This window comes from Mesorhizobium sp. M00.F.Ca.ET.216.01.1.1, assembly GCF_004010325.2.
Taxonomy (GTDB): domain Bacteria; phylum Pseudomonadota; class Alphaproteobacteria; order Rhizobiales; family Rhizobiaceae; genus Mesorhizobium.
This window is the reverse complement of sequence record NZ_SADR02000006.1, coordinates 125708-148439: the sequence shown is the minus strand read 5'-3', so window position 1 is coordinate 148439 and position 22732 is coordinate 125708. Positions and strand designations below refer to the sequence as shown.

Genomic DNA, 22732 nt, shown 5'->3' with positions numbered 1-22732 from the left:
TCACTCCGCCGGCATGGCTCGTTGCGACATGGCAAAGCCAATCTGCTTGCGCTTTTCCGGCCGCCTGCGCGTCAGCGCCAGCACCATGCCCATGGAGATGGCGATGGCGATCTGCGAAGAGCCGCCATAGGAGATGAAAGGCAGCGTCATGCCCTTGGCCGGCATCAGCTGCAGGTTCACGGCCATGTTGATGACCGACTGCAGGCCGAAGACCGTGACGAGGCCGCCAACTGCATAGCGCGTGAAATCGTCCTGCTCCTTCAGCGCGGTGTTGAGGCCGCGCAGCACGATGAAGGCGAAGATCGACATGATGAAGAAGCACATGATCAGCCCGAATTCCTCGCCGGCGACCGAGAAGACGAAGTCGGCATGGCTGTCGGGGATCACCCGCTTGACGGTGCCCTCACCCGGCCCGACACCGAACCAGCCGCCGTTGATCAGCGCCTCACGGCCCATGTCGACCTGGAACGTATCGCCCTCGCCGGTCATGAAACGGTCGATACGGCCGGCGACGTGCGGGAACACGGTGTAGGCGGCAAACACGCCGCCGATGCCGGCAGCCCCCAGCGCGATGATCCACATCCACGGCAATCCGGCCATGAAGAACATCACGCCCCAGGTGCCGAGTACCAGCATGGTCTGGCCGAGATCGGGCTGAGCCACCAGCAGCGAGATGACGAGCGCAAGCAAAAGCATGGCGAACAAATTGCCCGGGATGTCGGGCTGGCGCTTGTGCTCGGCGAACAGCCAGGCGCAGACGATGACGAAAGCCGGCTTGAGGAATTCGGACGGCTGGATCGAGAGGCCGGCAAGCGATACCCAGCGCCGCGCGCCCTTCACCTCGACGCCGATATAGAGCACCGCCACCATCAGGACGAGCATGATGCCCAGCATGACCAGCGCCATGCGCCTGATCTGTCGCGACTCGAGGAAAGACACAGCCAGCATCACGCCGAGTGCCGGGATGGTGAAGATGATCTGCCTGGTGGCGAAATGGAAGCTGTCGAGGCCGATACGCTCGGCCACCGCGGGGCTTGCCGCGAACGACAGCACGATGCCGAGCCCCATCAGCGACAGGAATGCCGCCAGGAACCAGCGATCGATCGTCCACCACCAGGTCGCAACCGGACTTTTGTCGAGACGGCTTTGCATTATCGTGGCCCTCCGATGGGTTTCACGCCCTCGATAGCATTCGCAGCTTGCCTGAAGGCTTCGCCGCGCACTTCGAAATTCTTGAACTGGTCGAAGCTGGCGCAAGCGGGCGAAAGCAGCACCACCGCCTCGCCGCTATCATCCTTTGCAGCGTCACGGGCGGCGTGCTCGACCGCGGCGGCCAGCGAGCCTGAGATCTCGTAGGGCACCGCCTCGCCCAGCGTCGCCGAGAAGGCAGGCGCGGCTTCACCGATCAGATACGCCTTGGCGATGCGCGGGAAGAAGCCGCGCAGCGGTTCGATGCCGCCTTCCTTGGGCAGGCCGCCGGCGATCCAGTAGATGCGCGGGAAGCTCGCCAGCGCGGGCGCTGCCGCATCGGCATTGGTCGCCTTGGAATCATTAACGAACAGCACATGGTCCTTGCGGCCGACCTGCTCCATGCGGTGCGCCAGTCCAGGAAAGCTCTCCAGTCCCGCTTGGATCTCGCCCAGTTCCAATCCGACCTTGAGGCAGGCGGCGACAGCGGCCAGCGCGTTCTGCGCATTGTGCTGGCCACGCAGCGAGCCGATGCCCTCGAGAAAGGCAATGCGGCTGTAGCGGCCATGCACCGCCTCCATCAGAATGCTGCCGTCGGCGAAATAGCCGTCGGTCAGCGGCAGGCGCTTGGAAATGCGGATCACATGTCTGCCCGCCCGCTCCAGCCGGTCGGCGATCTGGACACACCAGGAATCGTCGACGCCGACGATGGCCGTCTCGCTGCCGGCGACCAGCCGCTCCTTGATCGAGGCGTAGTGCTGCATGGTGCCGTGACGGTCGAGATGGTCCGGCGTCAGATTGAGCAGGATGCCAGCCGTCGGATTGATCGAGGGTGCGAGGTCGATCTGGTATGAGGAGCATTCGACGACATAATGCCGCCCGGGCCCCGGCGGATCGAGCGTCATGACGGCGCGGCCGATATTGCCGCCCATCTGCGTATCGCGCCCGGCCGACTTCAGGATATGCGCCGTCAGCGCCGTCGTCGTCGATTTGCCGTTGGTGCCGGTGATGGCGATGAAGGGTGCCGCCGGCGCGCGCCGGGTCCGCTCGCGGCAAAAAAGCTCGACATCGCCTATGATCTCAACGCCTGAGCCACGCGCAAGCTCCACCGCCCAGTGTGGTTTCGGGTGCGTCAGCGGCACGCCGGGCGACAGCACGAAGGCCGAAAACCCTGCCCAGTCGGCGCCGCGCAGATCGCCGGTGGAAATGCCCTGGGCCGCGGCTTTGGCAACGCTGTCAGGATTGTCGTCCCAGGCAAGAATGTTGGCACCACCCTCAATCAGCGCTTGCGCGGTGGCAATCCCCGAGCCGCCGAGCCCGAAGAGCGAAACACGCTTGCCTGCGAACGATGCTGTGGGGATCAAACGGCGTCCTATCTGAGCTTGAGGGTCGAGAGGCCGACCAGCGCCAGGATCACGGCGATGATCCAGAAACGGATCACAACCTGGCTTTCGGTCCAGCCGAGCTTTTCGAAATGATGGTGGATCGGCGCCATCAGGAAAACGCGCTTGCCGGTCATCTTGAAGTAGCCGACCTGGATGATGACCGACAGGATCTCAACCACGAACAGGCCGCCGACGATGACCAGGACGATTTCGTGCTTGGTCGCGACCGCGACCGTGCCGATCAGGCCGCCCATCGCCAGCGAGCCGGTGTCGCCCATGAAGATCGCCGCCGGCGGTGCGTTGAACCACAGGAAGCCGAGGCCGGCACCGATCACCGCGCCGAGGACCACCGCCAATTCGCCGGTGCCTGGCACGAAATGAATCTGCAGATATTCGGCAAACACCGCGTTGCCGGAAAGGTAGGCGATGACGCCGAAGGATGCCGCCGCGATCATGATGGGCACGATCGCCAGCCCGTCGAGGCCGTCGGTCAGGTTCACAGCATTGCCGGCGCCGACGATGACGAAGCAGGAGAACGGAACGAAGAACCAGCCGAGATTGATAAGGAACTCCTTGGCGAAGGGAAACGTCAGCGACGACGAGAACGGCGCCTGCCCGTTACGCATGATCACCCAGGCGGCAATGCCGGCGATGACGAATTCGAGCGCCAGCCGCGCCTTGCCGGAAAAGCCGAGATGCGATTGCTTCGTCACCTTGAGGTAGTCGTCGTAGAAGCCGATCAGGCCGAAGCCCAGCGTCACCAGCATCACCACCCAGACATAGATGCTGGACAGGTTCGCCCACAGGAACGACGAGCCGACGATGCCGCACAGGATCATCAGCCCGCCCATGGTCGGCGTTCCGGCCTTCTTGAAATGCGTCTGCGGCCCGTCGGCACGGATCGGCTGGCCCTTGCCCTGCCGCAACCTCAGCGAATTGATGATGGTCGGCCCGAAGATGAAGACGATCAGCGCCGAGGTGATCAGCGCCCCGCCGGTGCGGAAGGTTATGTAGCGGAAGACGTTGAAGACCGAGATCTTGTCCGCAAAATCGACGAGAAATGTGAACATGCGCTTCCGTCCCCCGGGCCGACCCTAGGTCTGCTTGCTGGTTGTGGCTTCCGCCGGAAATTTGCCGAGCAAAGCCTCGACCAGCTTTGAAAAACCGATGCCTTTCGACGATTTGATCATCACCACATCGCCAGGCTTCAATGCCGACAGCAGCACCGGCTTCAGATCCTCGACGCCGGCGCGATATTCTGTCGCGATCTCGTCAGGCAGGACCTCGGCCAACGCCCGCATTTCCGGGCCGCCGAGAAAGACCGTGCGCGTCTCGGTGCCGACGATCAAGTCGGCGAGCGCCGCATGCAGCTTCGCCGAGTGGTCGCCGAGCTCGAGCATGTCGCCGAGCACGGCGATACGCCGGCCCTCGCCCGACACCGGCGTCGCATTGAGCAGCGCCATCGCAGCGCTCATCGACGCCGGATTGGCGTTATAGCTCTCGTCGATCAGCGTGATCGAACCCATCGGATGGCGCAGCACATGACGCTTGCCGCGGCCGCGTTCAGCCGAAAGACCGGCCAGCGCCAAAGCCACCTTGGCAACATCGGCGCCAACCAGATGCGCCGCACCCAGCACCGCCAGCACGTTCTGCACCATGTGGCGGCCGGGCGCACCAACGCGGGCGGCGATCTCCTGTCCGCCAATCCTGGCGGTGATGACAGAATGATCGGCATGCAGCACACATTTGACCAGCTTGAAGGTCGAGCGGGCATTTTCGCCAAAGCTGAACACGTGGTCGACGCCGGCAGCGTGCGCCATCTTGTCCAAGAGCTTCCAGCGCGAATCGTCGCGGTTGAGGAGCACCGCACCATCGGGCTCGAGCCCTTCGAAAATCTCGGCCTTGGCCTTGGCGATCTCGTCGAGATTGCGGAAGAAGCCGAGATGGGCAGCGGCTATCAGCGTGACGATCGCGACGTGCGGCCGGACCATCTTGACCAGCGGCCGGATTTCGCCCGGATGGTTCATGCCGATCTCGAACACGGCGTAGTCGCAATCGTCCGGCATCCGCGCCAGTGTCAGCGGCACGCCCCAGTGGTTGTTGAAGGATTGAGCCGATGCATGCACCTTGCCGACCGCTGACAACCCCTGGCGCAACGCTTCCTTGGTGGTGGTCTTGCCCGCCGAGCCGGTCACCGCGATGATTTTGGCGTTCGAGCGCGCACGCGCCGCGACGCCGAGCTTTTCCAGAGCGGCAAGCACATCTTGCACGACAATCATCGGCGCCGTCAGCCGACCCAGCGACGGCAGCTTGCCCTCGGCGACGACCAGCACGCCGGCGCCGGCCTTGATGGCGGCGGTCGCGAAGTCATGGCCGTCCATCGTCTCGCCCTTGATGGCGAAGAAGGCGTCCCCCGGCTCAAGGCTGCGGCTATCGATCGAGATGCCGGTAATGCCCTCCGGCATCGCGCCGAGCGGCCGTCCGTCCATGGCGGCGACCAGCGCCTCGGAGGTCCACAGGAAACTCATGAAGCGCGCTCCCGCAGCGCCGAGCGGACTTCCTCATGGTCGGAGAAATGAAGCGTCTCGGTACCGATGGTTTGGCCTTCCTCATGGCCCTTGCCGGCCACGATCAGCGTATCACCAGCATGAAGCATCGCCACCGCTTCGTGGATCGCCTTGCGCCGGTCGCCGATCTCGATGGCGCCCGGTGCGGCGGCGAGGATCGCGGCGCGGATCGTTTCCGGCACTTCCGAGCGCGGATTGTCGTCGGTGACGATGACGACATCGGCAAGCCGGGTTGCGATCTCGCCCATGATCGGCCGCTTGCCCCGGTCGCGATCGCCACCGCAGCCGAAGACGACGATGACGCGGCCGGTGGTGAACGGGCGCACCGAGGCCAACACGTTCTCCAGCGCGTCGGGCTTGTGGGCGTAGTCGACATAGACCGGCGCGCCATTGGTGGTCGTGCCAACCAGGTCGAGACGCCCCGGCGCACCTTTAAGTTTTTCCAACGCCGTCAAAGCCCTGGCCGCAGGTGTTCCAGTTGAAATGGCCAGACCCGCCGAAACCAGCGCGTTGGCTATCTGGAAATCGCCGGCCAGCGGCAGGTCGACCTCGTGCAGAACGCCGTCGGCTTCGACCTCGGCACGCTGGCGGTGCCGCTCGTGCTCGACCCGCTTCAGCCGCAGGAAATCGCCATGGCGACCGACCGTCAGCACGGTGAGCCCCGCTGCCCGCGCCGCCTTGATCGTCGGCTCCGACCATGGATCGTCGGCGAATATGACGGCCGGCGCGCCCTTCGGCAACAGCGTATCGAACAGGCGCAATTTGGCGCCAAGATAATCCTCGACCGTCGGATGATAATCCATGTGGTCGCGGCCAAGATTGGTGAAGCCGCCGGCGGCCAGCTTCACGCCGTCGAGCCGACGCTGGTCGAGACCGTGGCTGGAGGCTTCCATTGAAGCGTGGCTGACCCCTGCATCCGCCAATTCCTTGAGCAGCCTGTGCAATGCCACCGGATCGGGAGTGGTCAGCGAGCCATATTCGTTGCGGCCAGGTGCCACCACGCCGGTCGTGCCGATCGAAGCGGCGGCAAAGCCGGCTTGCTCCCAGATCTGCCTTGTGAAGGCGGCGACCGACGTCTTGCCGCTGGTGCCGGTCACCGCGACCATGGTCCGCGGCTGCCTGCCGAAGAAGCGGGCGGCACTCAGCGCCAATGCAAGGCGCGGATCATCGACGGCTATAACCGGGACCGAGAGCCCGGCGACAGCGCTGCCCTTGCCAGCCACGATCGCTGCCGCGCCGCGGCTGGCGGCATCGGCGGCATATGCCGCGCCATCCGCCTTGGTCCCGGCGAACGCGAAAAAGACGACGCCCGGTCCTACCTGGCGTGAATCCGACGAAATCCCGGTGACCTCCAGGTCGGGGGAAGCTGTTCCCTCGACAGGCAGGATACCGGCTAGATCTTTCAGCTGCATCGAGTTCCGTTCATCGCAACAAAATAGCGCGCAGTTGCCGGCGCGCCCCAAGAATCACTGATAGGAAACCAGCGTTGCACCATTTTCATGGCTGAAATCTGGCTTCACGCCAAGCATCGAAGCCGAGCGACGGATAATGTTGGCAACGATTGGCGCCGCATTCGAGCCGGCGGTGGCGCCCATGCCGGGTTTTTCCGGCTTCGGCTCGTCTATGATCGACAGAACGATGTATTGCGGATCGTCCATCGGGAAGGCGGCGACGAAGGCGTTGAAACGCACCGTCGACGAATAGCGGCCGTTGATGACCTTCTCCGCCGTTCCAGTCTTGCCGCCGACGCGATAACCCGGAACCCTGGCGTTCTTGCCTGATCCTTTCTCGGCGTTGAGCTGGTAGAGATAGCGCATGCCTTCGACGGTCTTTTCACTGACCACCCTCTTTGCCACCGCCATCGCCTGCTCTTGCGTGCGCGGCAGGAATGTCGGCTGGATCAAATAGCCGCCGTTCATCAGTGCCGCGCAGCCGACTGCGGTTTGCAGCGGCGTCGTCGACACGCCGTGACCGAAGGCGATGGTGATCGAATTGACCTTCTTCCACACCTTGGGTTCGGTCGGACGCGCGACTTCCGGCAGTTCCGTCTGCATCTTCTCCAGAATACCGACGCGATGCAGGAATTCGCGATGGCCGTCGATGCCCACCACATCCGCTTCTCTGGCCGAGCCGATATTGGAGGAATAGATGAATACCTCCGGCACGCTCAGCACCCGGTTCTTGCCGTGGAAGTCATGGATGGTCTGATGGCCGATCTGGATCGGATGCGACGCATCGAAGCGGCTTTCCATCGTCACCTTGCCGGAATCGAGCGCCATGGCGGTGGTGAAGGTCTTGAAGGTCGAGCCCATCTCGTAGAGGCCGGCCGACATACGGTTCAGCCGGTCCTTGTCCTGGGCATTGTAAGGATTGTTGGGATCGAAGTCCGGTACTGACGCCATCGCCACCACTTCGCCGGTCTTGACGTTGAGCACCACGGCGCCGGCCGCGATAGCGTGATATTTGTCCATGCCGGTGGCGATCTCGTCGCGCACGATATGCTGGACGCGCAGGTCGATCGAAAGCTGCACCGGCTTGAGGTCCTTGGCCACCGCCAGGCCCGATGCCTGAAGGTCGGTCAGTCCCTGGTCGTCGATGTACCTCTCCATGCCGGAGATGCCTTGATTGTCGATGTTGGTGAGGCCGACGATGTAGGACGAGGTTTCGCCAGCCGGATAGAAGCGGCGCTTCTCGGTGCGGAAGCCGAAGCCGGGTATGCCGAGTTGCATGATGTCTGCCTGCTGCTTGGGCGTCAGCTGGCGCTGCAGCCAGACGAAGCCGGCGCCGCTCTTCAGCTTGCGATAGGTTTGCTCGTAGTCGATTTCGGGAAGCACCGTCGACAGCTTTTCGATCGCCTCGTCGGCGTCGACGATGCGGCGCGGTTCGGCAAACAGCGACGCCGTCTTGATGTCCGTCGCCAGCACTTCGCCGTTGCGGTCGACGATGTCGGGCCGCGACGCCGTCACCCGGTTCTGCGGAACCCCCGACATGTCGGGATTCTGGAAGCCGAGATAGACCAGCCGCCCGGCAATGCTCGAATAGATGCCGAAGAACACCGCCATCGTCATCACGATGCGGGTCCTGGCCTTGCCCCCGGTCGCCTTGCGGGCGCCATCGACGACGATCGATCCGCCTTCGCTTGGCTTGGTGCGTCGCTTCAGCAGTCTGCCGATCGTCGGAAGTCTGCCAATCACTGGAAGTCTGGCGATCATTGGACGATGCCTCCGGTCACCACCGGATCCTTGCCGCCGTTGTCGGCCATGCCGCCCAGCCGCTGCGACGAAAGATCCTGGATGTTGACCGGTTTTGCCGGCAGGTCGTCGAGCCCGCCGATCTGGCGCGCGTTGACCGGTTCCAGTTCGAGCTGCGATTTATAGATTTCGGCGAGCTTTTGCAGGCGTGATGGCTGGGTGAGCAGGCTCCAGTCTGCCTTCAAAAGGTCGATCGTATCCTCCTCGTAGCGGATCTGCGCCTGGATCTTCTGCACCGCCGCCAATTGTTCCTCGGCCTCGCGCTTGGTCTTGTAGGTCAGGGCCGCCGCCGAAACCATGACGGCGATAAGGACTATGTCGCTGGTACGAAACACGTGTTCACCTCTCTCCCGGCCGGTCGATACCGGGAAGTTTTGGGCCAGGAAGTTTGGGCAGCCCGAAGATCGAAAAATCGCCGGCGCGCGCCGGCGCCTCGGTGCGAATTGCGGCGCGCAGCCTTGCAGAGCGTGCGCGCGGGTTGGCGGCGATTTCGGCATCGCCAGGTGTCACCCCGCCGCCCGCCTTGCTGAAGGTCGCCATGCGTGCCTGCGCCTCCGGCATGTGCCGCGAGCCGCTCGCCGCATCGGCGCGGTCGGCAATGAACCGCTTGACGATGCGGTCCTCCAGCGAATGAAACGTCACCACGGCTAGCCGCCCACCCGGCTTCAGCACGCGTTCTGCCGCGAACAATGCCCTTGCAAGTTCGCCCAGTTCATCGTTGACGAAGATGCGCAGTGCCTGGAAGACGCGGGTCGCGGGATGGATCTTGTCCTTCGGCGCACGACCGATATGCGTCTCGATGGCATCGGCGAGATCGAGCGTGCGCTCGAACGGATGTTTTTCGCGGCGGCTCTCTATCATGCGGGCGATGCGGCCGGCGTGACGCTCCTCGCCGAGGAACCCGAAGATGCGGGCAAGGTCGCCGACCTTGAAGGTGTTGACGACATCGGCGGCACTCATGCCAGCCTGCGCCATGCGCATGTCCAGCGGCCCATCGGCGCGGAACGAAAAGCCGCGCTCCGCCTGGTCGAGTTGCATGGAAGAGACGCCGATGTCGAGCACCACGCCGTCGGCACTTTCGACATACTCGTCCAGCGTCGAGAACGGCGCATGGACGAGCCTGAGCCTGCCGCCCGACTGCTGTTCGAGAGGCCGCCCTGCCGCGACGGCATCCGGATCGCGATCGATGGCCACGACCGAGGCGCCGGTCGCCAGGATGGCTTTCGTGTAACCGCCGGCCCCGAACGTGCCGTCGATGATCATGTCGCCGGCTTCAGGCGATAGCGCCTCCAGCACTTCGGCAAGGAGGACCGGAATGTGGCGGGCCGGTCCGCCAACGGCGTGAAAGTCATCGCCGTGGCCCGCCGTCATTCTGGTCGCTCCCCGGGCTTCGTCCCCTGCCGAAGCTGCAAAAGCCTGGCGCGTGCCTGCGCCCCGTAGGCGGCAAGCCGTCCCGGCTCCCAGATCTGAAAGAAGTTGCCGCGCCCGACAAAGGCCGCTTCCGCCGAAATGCCGGTATGCTCGCGGATGAAATCGGTCATCGTAATGCGGCCGTCCTGATCGAGTTTCAGGAATGTTCCGTCGCCATGGCAGAAGAACGACATGTCGTCCGCCGTCCGCAGGAAGGGGTCTTCCAGCGCGATGCGTTGCTCGTAGCGGTCGAGCAGGTCGAGACCGCCGACATCCATCGCCGGAAGATCCAGGCAGCGCAGCGCATAGAGTTCCGAATAGCCGCGCTTTTGCACAACAGCACGGAAATGCGCCGGAACGGAGACCCGCCCCTTGGCATCGATCCTGTTCACTGCGTTTGACAGAAACCGGTCCATTACGCGTTACAGCCGCTTCCGCCGCCGCACCCCTTTCCATCTTTTCGCCCGCGCCGCCGCAGCGCGGTCCCTTCCGAAAATTCGCTTCGTTCGCAAAGGCAAAAAACCGCACGCGCGCAGCCGCCGCGGCTGCCCGATTGGCGTACGCTTCACCCTGACGCGGAACGAAGGCTTGAATATCGAGATGGGATATCATGGGGCACTATGGGCGTCAACGGGAACAGGCTTCACAAACGCGCACGCCACAACCGATGAGAGCGACTTTGACGGCACTCCCGTGTTTATCCTCCATTAAGCCTAACGAAGCGTTTAGAGCCGCGTGGCCCAACCGGACGCTGCTTGCTGCATGTCGTTGCCAGGCTTAGCGTCGGCCTCATTTTCGGGTGAGAAACAAGGTTCGAAATCGATGTCAGAAACAGCCAGATCACGCGCTGCGGCGCTTCCCCATTTGCGTCGCAGCAGGCTTGCCAAGGGCGACCCAATCCCGCTGCCCCTAACGATGGCCGCCATTTTTCACGCGCCTGGCGATGCCACCGGCTTCAATCAATACGGCCGCTTCAGCAATCCTACCTGGGACGCGGTCGAGCACATGCTGGCGCATCTGGAAGACGCGCCGTGCATCGCCTTCCCATCCGGAATGGCTGCGATCTCGGCGGTGTTTTTCGCGCTGCTCAAATCCGGCGACCGTATCCTGTTGCCTTCGGACGGTTACCACACCACGCGGGCACTGGCAGAACGCTTCCTCAAGCCTTTCGGCGTCACCTGTGATGTCCGCCCGACATCGACCTTCCTCGACGGTGGCTTCGAGGGTTATCGCCTTGCCTTCGTCGAAAGCCCCGCCAATCCCGGCCTGGACATCTGCGACATAGCGGCCGCCGCCGAAGCTGCTCACAAGGAGGGCGCGGTCCTTGTGGTCGACAACACGACGATGACACCGTTCGGCCAGCGCCCGCTCGATCTCGGCGCCGATATCGTCGTTGCCGCCGACACCAAGGCGGCCAACGGCCATTCAGATGTACTGTTCGGCCATGTCGCGAGCCGCGATGCGGAGATCATCACCGCCGTGTCCGGCTGGCGCGAGACCTCGGGCGGCATTCCCGGGCCGTTCGAAGCATGGCTGGTGCATCGCGGCCTCGAAACGCTGGACGTGCGTTTCGACCGCATGTGCTCCTCCGCGGAAGTGATAGCGCGGCGCCTGAAGGCCCATCGCGCGATCAGCAGCCTCCGCTTCCCCGGGCTGGAAAGCGACCCGTCGCACAATCTCGCCCGCGCCCAGATGGAGCGCTTCGGCTTTCTCATCTCCTTCGTGCTCGCCTCGGAGGACAAGGCCGAGGATTTCATCAACAACTGTGCGCTGATGCAGGCGGCGACATCCTTCGGCGGCGTCCACACCTCAGCCGAACGGCGCGCCAAAAGAGGAGACGCGGTTCTGCCCGGCTTCGTTCGCCTGTCGGTCGGCTGCGAGCCGGTGGAAGAGCTGTGGAGGGCGATCGAGGCATCGCTCGACAATATCAGCGCCTGAATGGACCGATCATGACTTGAGATCGTCAGCTTCGATCTTGCGCCGGCCATGCAGCACGCGGATGATTTCGATCGAATCTTCGCTAACACGATAGAGGCTGAATATTCGCCGACGATCAGGTGACGAATGCCGGGCGCTATGTCTTCGCGCGGCGCACCTGAAACAGCAGGTGCGCCTGAAGACGCAACCTGCTGATATCAAAGGAATTCGTCACGGGATCGTGGAGAAATTGCCAGCTGGCCTGTAAGCCGGGTTCTGTATGGCCCTCGCTCCTTGCGGAGCGAGAACGTGGCGGCCATTCATCTTGGGCGCATGTCGCCATGCGCCTCACGCAACCTACCCGGACGGTGGGCCGGAAACAGCCCCCGAGGGTTTCCCCTCGCACCGTCCCTATTCGGTCTTGCTCCCGGTGGGGTTTACCGTGCCGCTCCTGTTGCCAGTCGCGCGGTGGGCTCTTACCCCACCCTTTCACCCTTGCCACGGTAGACCATGGCGGTTTGCTTTCTGTGGCACTTTCCCTGGGGTCGCCCCCGCCGGCCATTAACCGGCACCGTGTCTCCATGGAGCCCGGACTTTCCTCACCCGCAGCCTTTCGGCTTCGCGGGTGCGGCCGCCCGGCCAGCTGGCAAGGCGTATAAAGGGGTTCACGCTCGAAAACGCAAACGAAAAAGCTGGTTATGACCCGCTTGTTACGTCGATGTGCCAAGGGCAGCCATCTGTACCTTGACCTTGCTGCAGTAAGCCGCGGATATCGGGTTCATCCGTGTGGCGGCATGGCCGGCATTGTATTTCAGGATCGTGCCACAGGTCGTGCCACCACCGAGACCTTGCGCCATGGCGAGGTATTTCATGCCATATTTGATGTTGGTGTCGGGATTGAACAACCCCTCGACCGAGCCGCTATAGCCCATCATCCGCGCTGTCGCCGGCTTGATCTGCATCAGGCCGATCTCGCCGGCGCCGCCGACCAGGTTCGGCCGGTAGTTGCTTTCGATCCTGATGACGGCGTTGGCAAGCGACACCGGCACGCCGTAGCTGGCGGCATAACGCGCGATGATCGCCGAATACTCACCGCCGCCGGCCGCAGCTGACGTCGACGCCGCTGCGTTCCTCGCGCCGACCGACGCCGTTGTCGTCGGGTCGACGGTCTTCCTGTTGCGCTTCGTGGGCCGTTTGACCGTTGACTTTCTCGCTTTCACCACAGCGGCTTTTTCCACTTTCGCGGTGACGGCCCCTTTGGCTTTTGAATTGAGGCTCGCTTTCGGCGTAGCGGTTTTAACGGATGGCGTCATACATCCTTGGTCTGCTCTCTGGCTCAGGGGCGCGCCATTCGCCGCGCCGATGGCAAAAGTCATTACGCCGGCAGCAATAGCTGCCGTTACAATGGTCAATTTCTGCATGTGATCCTGTTCTGTCTGAACCGCGCGAAGAACTTCACGCAGCTACGCTCAATCAACGTCGGAACATCTTGGACTAGAGGCCCGACAACTTGCACGGATCGCCTTTGACGGTCGATTTAGCGTCAAAGAAGGCGAGGCAAGTCACTTTGAGTGACAGATTGTAATTTAACGGCTGGGAAAAGACTATTTGGGAAAAACTGCCCTGGCGGAAGCGAGCAGCCTTTGCAGGGTACGGACTGTCGAGCCGTCGGCCACGCCATCGACGAGGCTTTGCCGGAAATGCCGCTGGAACGCTTCGACCACGATTTCGGTCTGCCGGTCGTAAATACCAGTTATCTCCACGCCGTAGCCGTAGAGCGCCAGCATCGACTGCAGCGCCTCGACCTCGGCCCCTGTATCGCCGGCCTTCAGCACCGCTCCGCGCCTGACCGGCGCCGCCGGGACGAGATGGCCGACACCGACCGCGAACAGGGCTTTCCAGGGAAATTTCTCGCCCGGATCGATCTTGCGTCCGGGAGCCACGTCGGAATGGGCAAGCACCCGCTGGGCCGGAATGGAATGGCGCGCGATTATTCCCGCGCACAGGCCGGCCACAGCACCGATTTGCTGTATCGGAAAGTTTCTGTAGCCCAGCGAATGCCCGGGATTGACGATCTCGATGCCGACTGAACAGGAGTTGATATCGGTGCGCCCGAACCACGAGCTCTGGCCCGCATGCCAGGCACGGTCGCTTTCGCGCACCATCTGGACGATGCGGCCATCCTCGTGGACGCAGTAATGCGACGAGACCTCACTCGCCGGGTCGCACAGCCACGCTTCGGCGCCGGCGCCTGTCGCCATCCCGGTATAATGCAGCACGATCATGTCCGGCCTGAGCGTCCCGCGCCGCGGGCTGAAATTCGGCGATACCCTTACCTCGGCGTTCGGCTCGTCGGGCAGAAAGCCGCTCATGCGTGCCGCAGGCCTCGCTCGATCATCGCATAGGCCGCGTTGATCGCCGCGAGCCTGGTCGTCGCGATCTTGATGAATTCCTGCGGCACGCCGCGTGCGATCAGCCGATCCGGATGATTGTCGGACACCAGCTTGCGATAACGTTTCCTGACCTCCTCGAACGGCTTTCCTCGCTCGATGCCGAGCACGACATAGGGATCGGCTGCGCCGAGATTGACGTGCCGCGCCAGTATGCTCTGGTAGTGCGTCTCCTCGATCCGGAAGATCTCGGCGATGCGATGCAGGAAGTGGCCCTCGCGCTCATGGATCAGCCCGTCAGCCTTAGCGATGTGGAACAGGCCGTCGAGTATGTCTTCAAGCATCGCACAGTTCGAATGCCCCGAGCCGCACAGCTGCGCCATGCGCTCGGCATAGGTCTCGAACCCGGCAATGTCGCGTTTGGCCAGGTCGTAGAGCCGCGCGACATTGCGTGTCTGCTCCCTGGGCACCTCGAATATTTCCTGGAAGGCGCGCACCTCATCCTGCGTGACGATGCCGTCGGCCTTGGCCATCTTGGCCGACAGCGCGATCATCGCCACCGAGAAGGCGACACGACGACGCAAATCGGCGTCGCCGGAGAAAACGGTCCGCACGGCTTCGACGACATCGGAGACGCCCGACGACGCTGAAGACGAAACACGCGCGATGAAGTCGCCGAGGCTGTCCCAAATCGACATGGCTCGCTTCTTAGTGCGAACCGGCCACCGCTATCAAGCGAAGACAATGCCGCAGGGCCTGGGTCCAACCGATTTGCCACGACGCTCGATGCCGCCGCCAACCCTCGGCTAGGAGACCGCAGACGGCAACCGACGTCGCAGCCGGCCGCAAGTCATGGGTATTATGATACAAAAAAGGCCGGCACGAGGCCGGCCTTCTTGACTCTTCACATCAACTACTGCGCGGGAGCAGTAGGCGCAGGCTTTGCCGGCTCGGCAGGTTTCGAGGCATCAGGAGCCGGCTGCATCGGCTGTTCGGCCGGAGGCGGATTGGTGCTCTGCGTGGTGGTATTGTCGGTTCCGCTCTCGCTGCAAGCCGCTACGCCGAGCAGGGCAAGCGCCGAAACTGACGCAAGAATGAGTTTCTTCATGGCATCTCTCCTCTAATAACGCCCTCGTTGCCGGCGGGCGGTTGAACAGAAAATGCATCACGTGGTTATGAGTTTCGTAACGTTGCATTTCCGCGTGTAACATCATCCGCTTAGCCGTTGCCCACCAAGCCACGGCAAACTAACAGGTCAAACCAGTGACAATGCCGGGAAACATGCTGCCATGACTGAAAAATGGGATTTCTGGATCGACCGCGGCGGCACCTTCACCGATATCATCGGCCGTGACCCGAAAGGTGGGCTGCATCCAAGGAAACTCCTGTCGGAGAATCCCGAGGCCTATGCCGACGCTGCCATCCAGGGCATTCGCGACCTGCTCGGACTGAAATCCGGCGCTGCCATTCCGCCCGGCCTGATCGACGACATCAAGATGGGCACCACGGTTGCCACCAATGCGCTTCTCGAACGCAAGGGGGATCGTGTGCTGCTGCTCATCACCAAGGGGTTCCGCGATGCGCTGAAGATCGCCTATCAGGCGCGGCCCGACATCTTTGCCAAGGAGATCATCCTTCCCGAGCAGCTCTACGAGCGCGTGATTGAGGTCGACGAACGCGTGTGTGCCGACGGTTGCGTCGAACGGCTGCTCGACATCGCCGCTGTGCGGCCGGCCATCGAGCAGGCCAAGGCCGCTGGCATCGATGCCGTGGCCATCGTCTTCATGCATGCGTGGAAATATCCCGACCACGAGAAGGCGGTCGCGAAAGTCTGCCGAAAGCTCGGTTTCGGTCAGGTCTCGGTCAGCCACGAAGTCTCGCCGCTGATCAAGCTGGTCGGCCGCGGCGACACCACCGTGGTCGATGCCTACCTGTCGCCGATCCTGTCGCGCTATGTCCAAAGGGTGGCGGGAGAATTGGGCGTGACGCCAATCTCCCACGTTGTGGGGGAGATGTCGGCAAAGCCGACAGAGGGGGGCGCTGTCCCGCCGACATCTCAGCATTCCAACGGCGCTAATCAGGACGGAGGGCGCCCTACGTTGCCCCCCTCTGCCCTGCCGGGCATCTCCCCCACAAGGGGGGAGATCGGCCAATCCCCCCATCTCATGTTCATGATGTCGTCGGGCGGCCTCACTGCCGCCGACATGTTCCAGGGCAAGGACGCACTGCTGTCCGGCCCAGCCGGCGGCGTCGTCGGCATGGTCGAGACGGCGAAGCTCGCCGGTTTCGACAAGGTCATCGGCTTCGACATGGGCGGCACCTCCACCGATGTCGCCCACTATGACGGCGACTACGAACGCGCCTTCGACACCGAGGTTGCCGGCGTGCGCATCCGTGCGCCAATGATGCGCATCCACACCGTCGCCGCCGGCGGCGGCTCGATCCTGCACTACGAAGCCGGCCGCTTCCGCGCCGGCCCTGACTCGGCAGGCGCCAATCCCGGCCCTGCCGCCTACCGGCGCGGCGGCCCGCTGGCGGTCACCGATGCCAACGTCATGCTGGGCAAGCTGCAGCCCGACTTCTTCCCGGCGATCTTTGGACCAGGCCAGAACGAGCCGCTCGACGTGGAAACGGTGCGCGAAAAATTCACAGCGCTGGCCGCTGAAATCGGCGATGGCCGCTCGCCGGAGGCCGTCGCCGAAGGGTTTATCACCATTGCCGTGGAAAACATGGCCAACGCCATCAAGAAGATTTCCGTGCAGCGCGGCTACGACGTCACCGAATATCTCCTGAACTGTTTCGGTGGCGCCGGCGGCCAGCACGCTTGCCTCGTCGCCGATGCACTGGGCATGGAAGCTGTGCTGATCCATCCCTTCTCGGGCCTGCTCTCGGCCTATGGCATCGGGCTTTCGTCGGTTTTTGCCTCGCGCCAGAAGGCGCTGCTGAAGCCGCTGGTGGAGGAGTCGAGGCTGGAGATCGAGGGGCTAATCGAGATGCTGCGAAATGCGGTCATCGACGAACTCGCCGCGCAAGGTATTGCCAAGGACGCCGTCGCCTCGAAACCGGTGCTGCAGATCCGCTATGACGGCACCGACACCGCGCTGCCGGTAAGTTTCGAGCATGGCTCGATTTCACAGGCAAAGCGCGATTTCGAAACAGCCCACAAGGCGCAGTTTGGCTTCGTCTACGACGACAAGCCGACGATCGTGGAAACAGTCGGCGTCGAAGGCATCGATACCGGCGGTACCGGCCGCGACGAAAGCAATTCAGTTCTTGAAGACATGGCTGCAAGTCCTTCGGAGAGCCGGAAAATCTTTGCCGACGGTATCTGGTGCGATGCTGGCATCTTCCGCCGCGACACGCTGAAGCCGGGTAACAAGATCGCCGGCCCTGCTTTGATCATCGAGCCGAACCAGACCATTGTCGTCGAGCCGGGCTGGCAGGCCGAGGTTACCGCCAAGAACCATGTGCTGTTGCGCCGCATCGAGAAGAAGCGCCGGCAGGCAGCGCTCGGTACCGAGGCCGATCCGGTCATGCTGGAGGTGTTCAACAACCTGTTCATGTCCATCGCCGAGCAGATGGGGGTGACGCTGCAGAACACCGCGTATTCGGTCAACATCAAGGAACGGTTGGATTTCTCCTGCGCCGTCTTCGATCACCACGGTGCGCTGGTTGCCAACGCGCCGCACATGCCGGTGCATCTCGGTTCCATGGACCGCTCGGTGGAAACCATCATCCGGCTGAACTCGGGCGACATCCACGCCGGCGACGTCTTTGCACTCAACGCGCCCTACAATGGCGGCACGCATTTGCCCGATATCACGGTGGTGACGCCGGTGTTTGAGGAGGAGCGCCCGATCTCCTCCCTAGAGGGGGAGATCGGCCAATCGCCAAGAATCCTCTTCTATGTCGCCTCGCGCGGCCACCATGCCGACATCGGCGGCACCGCGCCCGGCTCGATGACGCCGCTCGCCACCACGGTAGATGAGGAAGGCGTGCTGTTCGACAATTTCCGCATCGTCGATCGCGGCCGATTCCGCGAGAAGGAGCTGGAAACACTGCTCACCGACCATCCGTACCCCGCCCGCAATCCGCACCAGAACATCGCCGACCTCAAGGCGCAGATTGCCGCCAACGAGAAGGGCGTCGCCGAACTGCGCAAGATGGTCGCGCATTTCGGCCTGGATGTCGTCGAAGCCTATATGGGCCACGTCCAGGACAATGCCGCCGAAAGCGTGCGCTGTGTCCTCGAACGCTTGCCCGACAGCTCCGAATACGAGTATCCGACCGACACCGGCCAGGTGATCAAGGTGAAGATATCAGTCGATCGGCAAAAGCGCGAGGCGACCGTCGACTTCACCGGCACATCGCCGGTCATGAAGAACAATTTCAATGCGCCCGAACCGGTCGCTCGCGCCGCCGTGCTCTATGTGTTTCGAGTCATGGTCGAGGACAATATCCCGATGAATGCCGGCTGCTTGCGCCCGATCAACATCGTCATCCCCAACGGCTGTATGCTAAAGCCCGCCTATCCTGCAGCCGTCGTTGCAGGCAATGTCGAGACCTCGCAGCACGTGACCAACGCGCTGTTCGGCGCGATGGGCGCGATGGCCAATGCGCAAGGCACCATGAACAACCTCACCTTCGGCAACAAGCAGTACCAGTATTACGAGACGATCTGCTCCGGCTCGCCGGCCGGACGGATGAACTCGGGCCGCGGCTTTGCCGGCACTTCGGGTGTCCACACCCACATGACCAATTCACGCCTTACCGACCCGGAAGTGCTGGAATTGCGTTTCCCCGTTTTGCTTGAGGATTTCCATATCCGCGACGGCTCCGGCGGCAAGGGCAAATGGAGTGCCGGTGACGGCACCAAGCGCACCATCCGCTTCCTCGAAAGGATGGAATGCGCCATCCTGTCCTCGCATCGCAACCGCCCACCGCAAGGCCTGGACGGCGGCGGTGATGGCGAGGCCGGCTCGACCAAGGTCCGCCGCAACAACCGTACCATCGAGGTGCTGAAGGCCTGTGACCAGACCGTGCTCGAAGCCGGCGAGGCTGTCATCGTGACCACGCCGACGCCGGGTGGATTTGGGCGGCCATAAGCTGGCATCAACAGGCTGTCACCCGCCTGTCATGACCCTGCGCTACCCGCTTGCGCCAAAGCAAACGGGGAATCACCTTGCCATGACGGACGTTTCCGGAGAACTGGTCTTTCGTCGCGGCAAGGAAGTTGGAAAAGCCGTCTACCAGAACCGCCCGCTGTCGAAGGCCGGCCTCTCCGAGCGGCTCTTCGCCTTCCTGTTTTCCGGCCTCGTCTATCCGCAGATCTGGGAGGATCCCGATATCGACATGGAGGCGATGCAGCTTGGCCAGGGCCACCGCGTCGTCACCATCGCCTCCGGCGGCTGCAACATCCTCGCCTATCTCACCCGCTCGCCGGAACGAATCGACGCCGTCGATCTCAACGCCGCCCACATCGCATTGAACCGCATGAAGCTCGAAGCGGTGCGCCACCTGCCGTCGCAGGGCGACCTGTTCCGCTTCTTCGGCGCGACCGAGACCCAGCACAATTCGCAAGCCTACGACCGCTTCATCGCGCCGCATCTCGATCCGGTCAGCCGTCACTACTGGGAGAGGCGCAACTGGCGCGGCCGCCGCCGCATTGCCGTCTTTGACCGCAATTTCTACCAGACCGGCCTGCTCGGCCTGTTCATCGCCATGGGCCACCGCACCGCCAAATTCTTCGGCGTCGATCCGGCCGGCATCATGAAAGCCAAAAGCATCGCCGACCAGCGCCGCTTCTTCGACGAGGAACTGGCGCCGGTGTTCGAAAAACCGCTGCTGAAATGGGCGACGTCGCGAAAGGCCTCGCTGTTCGGCCTCGGTATCCCGCCGGCCCAGTACGATTCGCTGATCACGTCAGGTGACGGTAGCATGGCCAGCGTGCTGAAAGCCCGGCTGGAAAAGCTCGCCTGCGATTTTCCGCTGAAGACCAACTATTTCGCCTGGCAGGCCTTCGCCCGCCGCTATCCCAATCCCGGCGAAGCCGCCCTTCCCGCCTACCTCGAAAAGCGCAACTACAAGGCGATCCGCAACAATATCGATCGCGTTGCCATCCACCACGCTAATCTGATCGAGTTCCTTGCCGGCAAGGACGCCGGCTCGGTCGACCGTTTCGTCCTGCTCGACGCACAGGACTGGATGACCGATGACCAGCTCAATGCGCTGTGGGCCGAGATCACCCGCACCGCGGCCGCCGGCGCCCGTGTCATCTTCCGCACCGCTGCCGAACCCAGCCTGTTGCCCGGCCGGGTCTCGAATTCGCTGCTCGATCAGTGGAGCTATCAGGACGTGGCCTCGCGCGAATTCTCGGCCCGCGACCGCTCGGCCATCTATGGCGGCTTCCACCTCTATGTGAAGCACAGCGCATGAGCGCGACCGAGCTGCCGGCCAGCCATGCCGAGCTGATGGATGGCGTTTACCGCTGGCAGCGCCATATCTACGACCTGACCCGCAAATACTACTTGCTCGGCCGCGACCGGCTGATAGCCGGGCTGGATGTGCCGGCCGGCGGCACGGTGCTCGAACTCGGCTGCGGCACTGGCCGCAACATCATCCTCGCTGCCCGCCGCTACCGCGACGCGCGCTTCTTCGGCCTCGATATTTCGGCCGAGATGCTGGACACGGCCACTGCTGCCATCGCCCGCGAAGGCCTGTCCAACCGCGTCATGCTGGCGCGTGGTGACGCTACCGATTTCGATCCGAAGGCACTGTTCGCTGTCGGGAGTTTCGACCACATATTCGTGTCGTATTCGCTGTCGATGATCCCCGGCTGGGAGAAGACGGTGTCCGCGGCACTCGCCGCCCTTTCGCCGGACGGCTCGCTGCATATCGTCGATTTCGGCCAGCAGCAAGGCCTGCCGCGCTGGTTCAGGGCATTGCTGCGCGGCTGGCTGAGAAAATTCCATGTCGAACCACGTGAAACCCTGCGCGCGGTCCTGGAATCGGAATCTGCAAGAACCGGCGCAAGTCTCCGTTTCCAAACGCTTTATCGCGGCTATGCGTGGCTCGCTATCGCAGAGCGCCGCAGATAGTCCTAGTGCAGCGCCTTCACCAACGCCGCCACCATCGTCTGCGGCCGATAGCCGAGCTTGGCCGGTGTCAGCCCCAGGCGCACCACCACCAACTGCTCCGAGGGAACGATGGCGACCGTCTGCCCGTCATGCCCCTCCATCCAGTAGATGTCCTTGGGCAGGCCGGCTGCGACGCCGGCGCCAGGGCTCTCCTCGTCGCCAGGTCCCTCGATCCACAACTGGCCCTTGCCGTAGACCTTCGACGCCGGCGCTTGGCTCCGCATCCAGTCGACGAAGCCGGCCGGCAGGATCTCCTTGCCGTTCCAGACACCGCCCTGCAGCAGGAACTGGCCGAAGCGGGCCCAGTCGCGCGCCGTGGCATAGAGATAGGACGAGCCGACATAGGTGCCCTGCTCGTCGGTTTCGAGCACGGCGCTCTGCATGCCGAGCGGGTCGAACAGCGCTGTCCTCGGCCACGCCAGCGCCTTGTCCTTGTCGCCGATCGCGTCCTGCCAGAGACGCGACAGCATCACCGCCGTGCCGCTCGAATAGGAAAACACCTTGCCAACGTCCCCGGTCAGCGGCTTCGATTCGGCAAAGCCTGCCATATCGGGTTCGAGGTAGAGCATCCGTGTCACATCGGCGACATCGCCATAGTCCTCGTTGAACTCCAGCCCGCTCGACATCGCCATCATGTCGGCAAGGCTGATCGCCGCCCGGCCGTCCGCTTTCCACGGGCCGAACAAGCCCTGGTTCGTCATCGCCATCTTGCCGTCCTTCACCAGCGTGCCGATGATCGCGGCGTTCACCGTCTTGGTCATCGACCAGCCGAGCAACGGCGTCATTTCGGAAAAGCCGTCGCTATAGCGCTCGGCGACGATACGGCCGTTCTTGACCACCACAACGGCCCGCATGCCTGTGCCGGTCCACGCCGGATCATCGAGGACTTTCGCGATCTCGGGATTCTGCGAGGCATCGACCTTGTCGCCCTCCGGCCAGAGCGCGTCGAGCGGTGGAGCCGGGGGCAGTGCCGCTGCCACGAGTGCTTTGGCGGCGACGGTATTGCCGTCCGGAACCGACGTACAGCCAAGCCCGTCGCGAACAACCGCGACGCTTTTGCCGAGCACCCCGAACAGACCGGCCGAAACCGTCCCCTTCTCCTTGTCGACCGATACCTTCATCAGCCTCAGCAACGGATGGCCCGGCGCCTGCACATCGACGGCTAACACCTCATTGGCATCCCGTCCGGCAAGGAAGACGTTCGAGCAGATAATCTTGGCCGAATAGCCGGAGCCGACGCGGATCAGTTCCGGCGGCGCGACATAGAGCCAGGCGGCGAGCGCGGCAACAGCCAACACGACCAGCCCCAGCAGCCATTTGACGCTCCTCAGAATGATCCGCATTTTCCCGCCCCCCTAAGGTTCGCGCCCGATTTATGCCATCGATTTGCCGTCATTGCTTCGGCAAAATCTCGGCTCTTGTCGAGCGCCGTCAACCGAATATCAACCATGATCGGCGATCACTGGAGAGGCCGGGCGATCCTATGGG

Annotated in this window: 19 protein-coding genes and 1 other RNA gene; 5 read left to right on the top strand and 15 right to left on the bottom strand. The window is 63.2% G+C overall.

Going from position 1 to position 22732, the window contains the following annotated elements:
* From ftsW to mraZ, 9 genes are read right to left on the bottom strand one after another with little or no spacing between them, the layout of a single operon-like run.
* Complete coding sequence (gene ftsW / locus EN859_RS10540; RefSeq protein ID WP_127853294.1) at positions 1-1152, bottom strand: putative lipid II flippase FtsW; 1152 nt, start codon at positions 1150-1152, stop codon at positions 1-3.
* Positions 1152-2552, bottom strand: a complete 1401-nt coding sequence (murD, locus tag EN859_RS10535; RefSeq protein WP_127853293.1) for a UDP-N-acetylmuramoyl-L-alanine--D-glutamate ligase — start codon at positions 2550-2552, stop codon at positions 1152-1154. The genes ftsW and murD overlap by 1 nt, the downstream gene beginning before the upstream one ends.
* An 8-nt stretch (positions 2553-2560) precedes the next feature.
* Positions 2561-3643 carry a phospho-N-acetylmuramoyl-pentapeptide-transferase gene (gene mraY / locus EN859_RS10530; protein ID WP_127853292.1) on the bottom strand — a complete coding sequence of 361 codons (1083 nt, stop codon included), beginning with the start codon at positions 3641-3643 and terminating at the stop codon, positions 2561-2563.
* A gap of 24 nt (positions 3644-3667) precedes the next feature.
* Complete coding sequence (locus EN859_RS10525) at positions 3668-5101, bottom strand: UDP-N-acetylmuramoylalanyl-D-glutamyl-2,6-diaminopimelate--D-alanyl-D-alanine ligase (protein WP_127853291.1); 1434 nt, start codon at positions 5099-5101, stop codon at positions 3668-3670.
* Entirely contained in the window at positions 5098-6552 is a 1455-nt protein-coding gene (locus EN859_RS10520; RefSeq protein ID WP_127853290.1) for a UDP-N-acetylmuramoyl-L-alanyl-D-glutamate--2,6-diaminopimelate ligase, read from the bottom strand. The genes EN859_RS10525 and EN859_RS10520 overlap by 4 nt, the downstream gene beginning before the upstream one ends.
* 54 nt (positions 6553-6606) lie before the next feature.
* Entirely contained in the window at positions 6607-8352 is a 1746-nt protein-coding gene (locus EN859_RS10515) for a penicillin-binding protein 2 (RefSeq protein ID WP_127853289.1), read from the bottom strand.
* The gene (locus tag EN859_RS10510; RefSeq protein ID WP_127853288.1) at positions 8349-8726 is read right to left on the bottom strand and encodes a hypothetical protein; all 378 of its coding nucleotides are present in this window, start codon (positions 8724-8726) and stop codon (positions 8349-8351) included. The genes EN859_RS10515 and EN859_RS10510 overlap by 4 nt, the downstream gene beginning before the upstream one ends.
* A gap of 4 nt (positions 8727-8730) precedes the next feature.
* Positions 8731-9762 carry a 16S rRNA (cytosine(1402)-N(4))-methyltransferase RsmH gene (gene rsmH, locus EN859_RS10505; RefSeq protein WP_127853287.1) on the bottom strand — a complete coding sequence of 344 codons (1032 nt, stop codon included), beginning with the start codon at positions 9760-9762 and terminating at the stop codon, positions 8731-8733.
* Positions 9759-10217, bottom strand: a complete 459-nt coding sequence (gene mraZ, locus EN859_RS10500) for a division/cell wall cluster transcriptional repressor MraZ (RefSeq protein WP_127853286.1) — start codon at positions 10215-10217, stop codon at positions 9759-9761. Before mraZ ends, rsmH begins: the two co-directional genes overlap by 4 nt.
* On the opposite strand from mraZ, the gene EN859_RS38060 reads away from it, so the two are divergent.
* Both EN859_RS38060 and EN859_RS10495 read left to right on the top strand, forming a co-directional pair.
* Positions 10174-10512: a hypothetical protein gene (locus EN859_RS38060; protein WP_189501851.1), complete on the top strand. Its 339-nt coding sequence runs from the start codon at positions 10174-10176 to the stop codon at positions 10510-10512. The genes mraZ and EN859_RS38060 overlap by 44 nt on opposite strands.
* 111 nt (positions 10513-10623) lie before the next feature.
* Positions 10624-11739 (top strand): cystathionine gamma-lyase, encoded by a 1116-nt coding sequence (locus tag EN859_RS10495; RefSeq protein ID WP_127853285.1) that lies wholly within the window; start codon positions 10624-10626, stop codon positions 11737-11739.
* A gap of 228 nt (positions 11740-11967) precedes the next feature.
* On the opposite strand, the gene rnpB is transcribed toward EN859_RS10495, so the two are convergent.
* The 5 genes from rnpB to EN859_RS10465 all read right to left on the bottom strand — a co-directional run bounded on the left by rnpB (position 11968) and on the right by EN859_RS10465 (position 15216).
* An RNA gene (gene rnpB, locus EN859_RS10485) (RNase P RNA component class A) lies at positions 11968-12365 on the bottom strand.
* A 63-nt stretch (positions 12366-12428) separates the two neighbouring features.
* Positions 12429-13139 carry a transglycosylase SLT domain-containing protein gene (locus tag EN859_RS10480; protein WP_127853284.1) on the bottom strand — a complete coding sequence of 237 codons (711 nt, stop codon included), beginning with the start codon at positions 13137-13139 and terminating at the stop codon, positions 12429-12431.
* A gap of 183 nt (positions 13140-13322) precedes the next feature.
* Positions 13323-14090 carry an N-acetylmuramoyl-L-alanine amidase gene (locus tag EN859_RS10475; RefSeq protein WP_127853283.1) on the bottom strand — a complete coding sequence of 256 codons (768 nt, stop codon included), beginning with the start codon at positions 14088-14090 and terminating at the stop codon, positions 13323-13325.
* Positions 14087-14806 (bottom strand): DnaJ family molecular chaperone, encoded by a 720-nt coding sequence (locus EN859_RS10470; protein ID WP_127853282.1) that lies wholly within the window; start codon positions 14804-14806, stop codon positions 14087-14089. Before EN859_RS10470 ends, EN859_RS10475 begins: the two co-directional genes overlap by 4 nt.
* A 215-nt stretch (positions 14807-15021) precedes the next feature.
* Complete coding sequence (locus EN859_RS10465; protein WP_127853281.1) at positions 15022-15216, bottom strand: hypothetical protein; 195 nt, start codon at positions 15214-15216, stop codon at positions 15022-15024.
* A 181-nt stretch (positions 15217-15397) separates the two neighbouring features.
* On the opposite strand from EN859_RS10465, the gene EN859_RS10460 reads away from it, so the two are divergent.
* Genes EN859_RS10460 through EN859_RS10450 form a run of 3 tightly spaced genes read left to right on the top strand, consistent with a single transcriptional unit; the run spans position 15398 to position 21205 of the window.
* A complete protein-coding gene (locus EN859_RS10460) occupies positions 15398-19213 on the top strand; it encodes a hydantoinase B/oxoprolinase family protein (protein ID WP_127853280.1) in 3816 nt (1271 codons plus the stop codon).
* Between the two features lie 31 nt (positions 19214-19244).
* On the top strand, positions 19245-20543 hold the full coding sequence (locus EN859_RS10455) for a DUF3419 family protein (RefSeq protein ID WP_127853279.1): 1299 nt from the start codon (positions 19245-19247) through the stop codon (positions 20541-20543).
* Entirely contained in the window at positions 20540-21205 is a 666-nt protein-coding gene (locus tag EN859_RS10450; RefSeq protein ID WP_127853278.1) for a class I SAM-dependent methyltransferase, read from the top strand. Before EN859_RS10455 ends, EN859_RS10450 begins: the two co-directional genes overlap by 4 nt.
* Positions 21206-21207: 2 nt before the next feature.
* On the opposite strand, the gene EN859_RS10445 is transcribed toward EN859_RS10450, so the two are convergent.
* Positions 21208-22587, bottom strand: coding sequence for a serine hydrolase (locus EN859_RS10445; protein WP_127853277.1), 1380 nt, complete (start codon positions 22585-22587; stop codon positions 21208-21210).
* Between the last annotated feature and the right edge of the window lie 145 nt (positions 22588-22732).

Bases quoted from the DNA above. Each gene is read 5' to 3' on its own strand.
- EN859_RS10515 (WP_127853289.1), bottom strand. From the start codon at position 8,352: ATGATCGCCAGACTTCCAGTGATTGGCAGACTTCCGACGATCGGCAGA.
- EN859_RS10525 (WP_127853291.1), bottom strand. From the start codon at position 5,101: ATGAGTTTCCTGTGGACCTCCGAGGCGCTGGTCGCCGCCATGGACGGA.
- EN859_RS10465 (WP_127853281.1), bottom strand. From the start codon at position 15,216: ATGAAGAAACTCATTCTTGCGTCAGTTTCGGCGCTTGCCCTGCTCGGC.
- EN859_RS10495 (WP_127853285.1), top strand. From the start codon at position 10,624: ATGTCAGAAACAGCCAGATCACGCGCTGCGGCGCTTCCCCATTTGCGT.
- EN859_RS10460 (WP_127853280.1), top strand. From the start codon at position 15,398: ATGACTGAAAAATGGGATTTCTGGATCGACCGCGGCGGCACCTTCACC.
- EN859_RS10470 (WP_127853282.1), bottom strand. From the start codon at position 14,806: ATGTCGATTTGGGACAGCCTCGGCGACTTCATCGCGCGTGTTTCGTCT.
- EN859_RS10520 (WP_127853290.1), bottom strand. From the start codon at position 6,552: ATGCAGCTGAAAGATCTAGCCGGTATCCTGCCTGTCGAGGGAACAGCT.
- EN859_RS10445 (WP_127853277.1), bottom strand. From the start codon at position 22,587: ATGCGGATCATTCTGAGGAGCGTCAAATGGCTGCTGGGGCTGGTCGTG.
- mraZ (WP_127853286.1), bottom strand. From the start codon at position 10,217: ATGGACCGGTTTCTGTCAAACGCAGTGAACAGGATCGATGCCAAGGGG.
- rsmH (WP_127853287.1), bottom strand. From the start codon at position 9,762: ATGACGGCGGGCCACGGCGATGACTTTCACGCCGTTGGCGGACCGGCC.
- ftsW (WP_127853294.1), bottom strand. From the start codon at position 1,152: ATGCAAAGCCGTCTCGACAAAAGTCCGGTTGCGACCTGGTGGTGGACG.
- EN859_RS10455 (WP_127853279.1), top strand. From the start codon at position 19,245: ATGACCCTGCGCTACCCGCTTGCGCCAAAGCAAACGGGGAATCACCTT.
- EN859_RS10480 (WP_127853284.1), bottom strand. From the start codon at position 13,139: ATGCAGAAATTGACCATTGTAACGGCAGCTATTGCTGCCGGCGTAATG.
- mraY (WP_127853292.1), bottom strand. From the start codon at position 3,643: ATGTTCACATTTCTCGTCGATTTTGCGGACAAGATCTCGGTCTTCAAC.
- EN859_RS10450 (WP_127853278.1), top strand. From the start codon at position 20,540: ATGAGCGCGACCGAGCTGCCGGCCAGCCATGCCGAGCTGATGGATGGC.
- EN859_RS10475 (WP_127853283.1), bottom strand. From the start codon at position 14,090: ATGAGCGGCTTTCTGCCCGACGAGCCGAACGCCGAGGTAAGGGTATCG.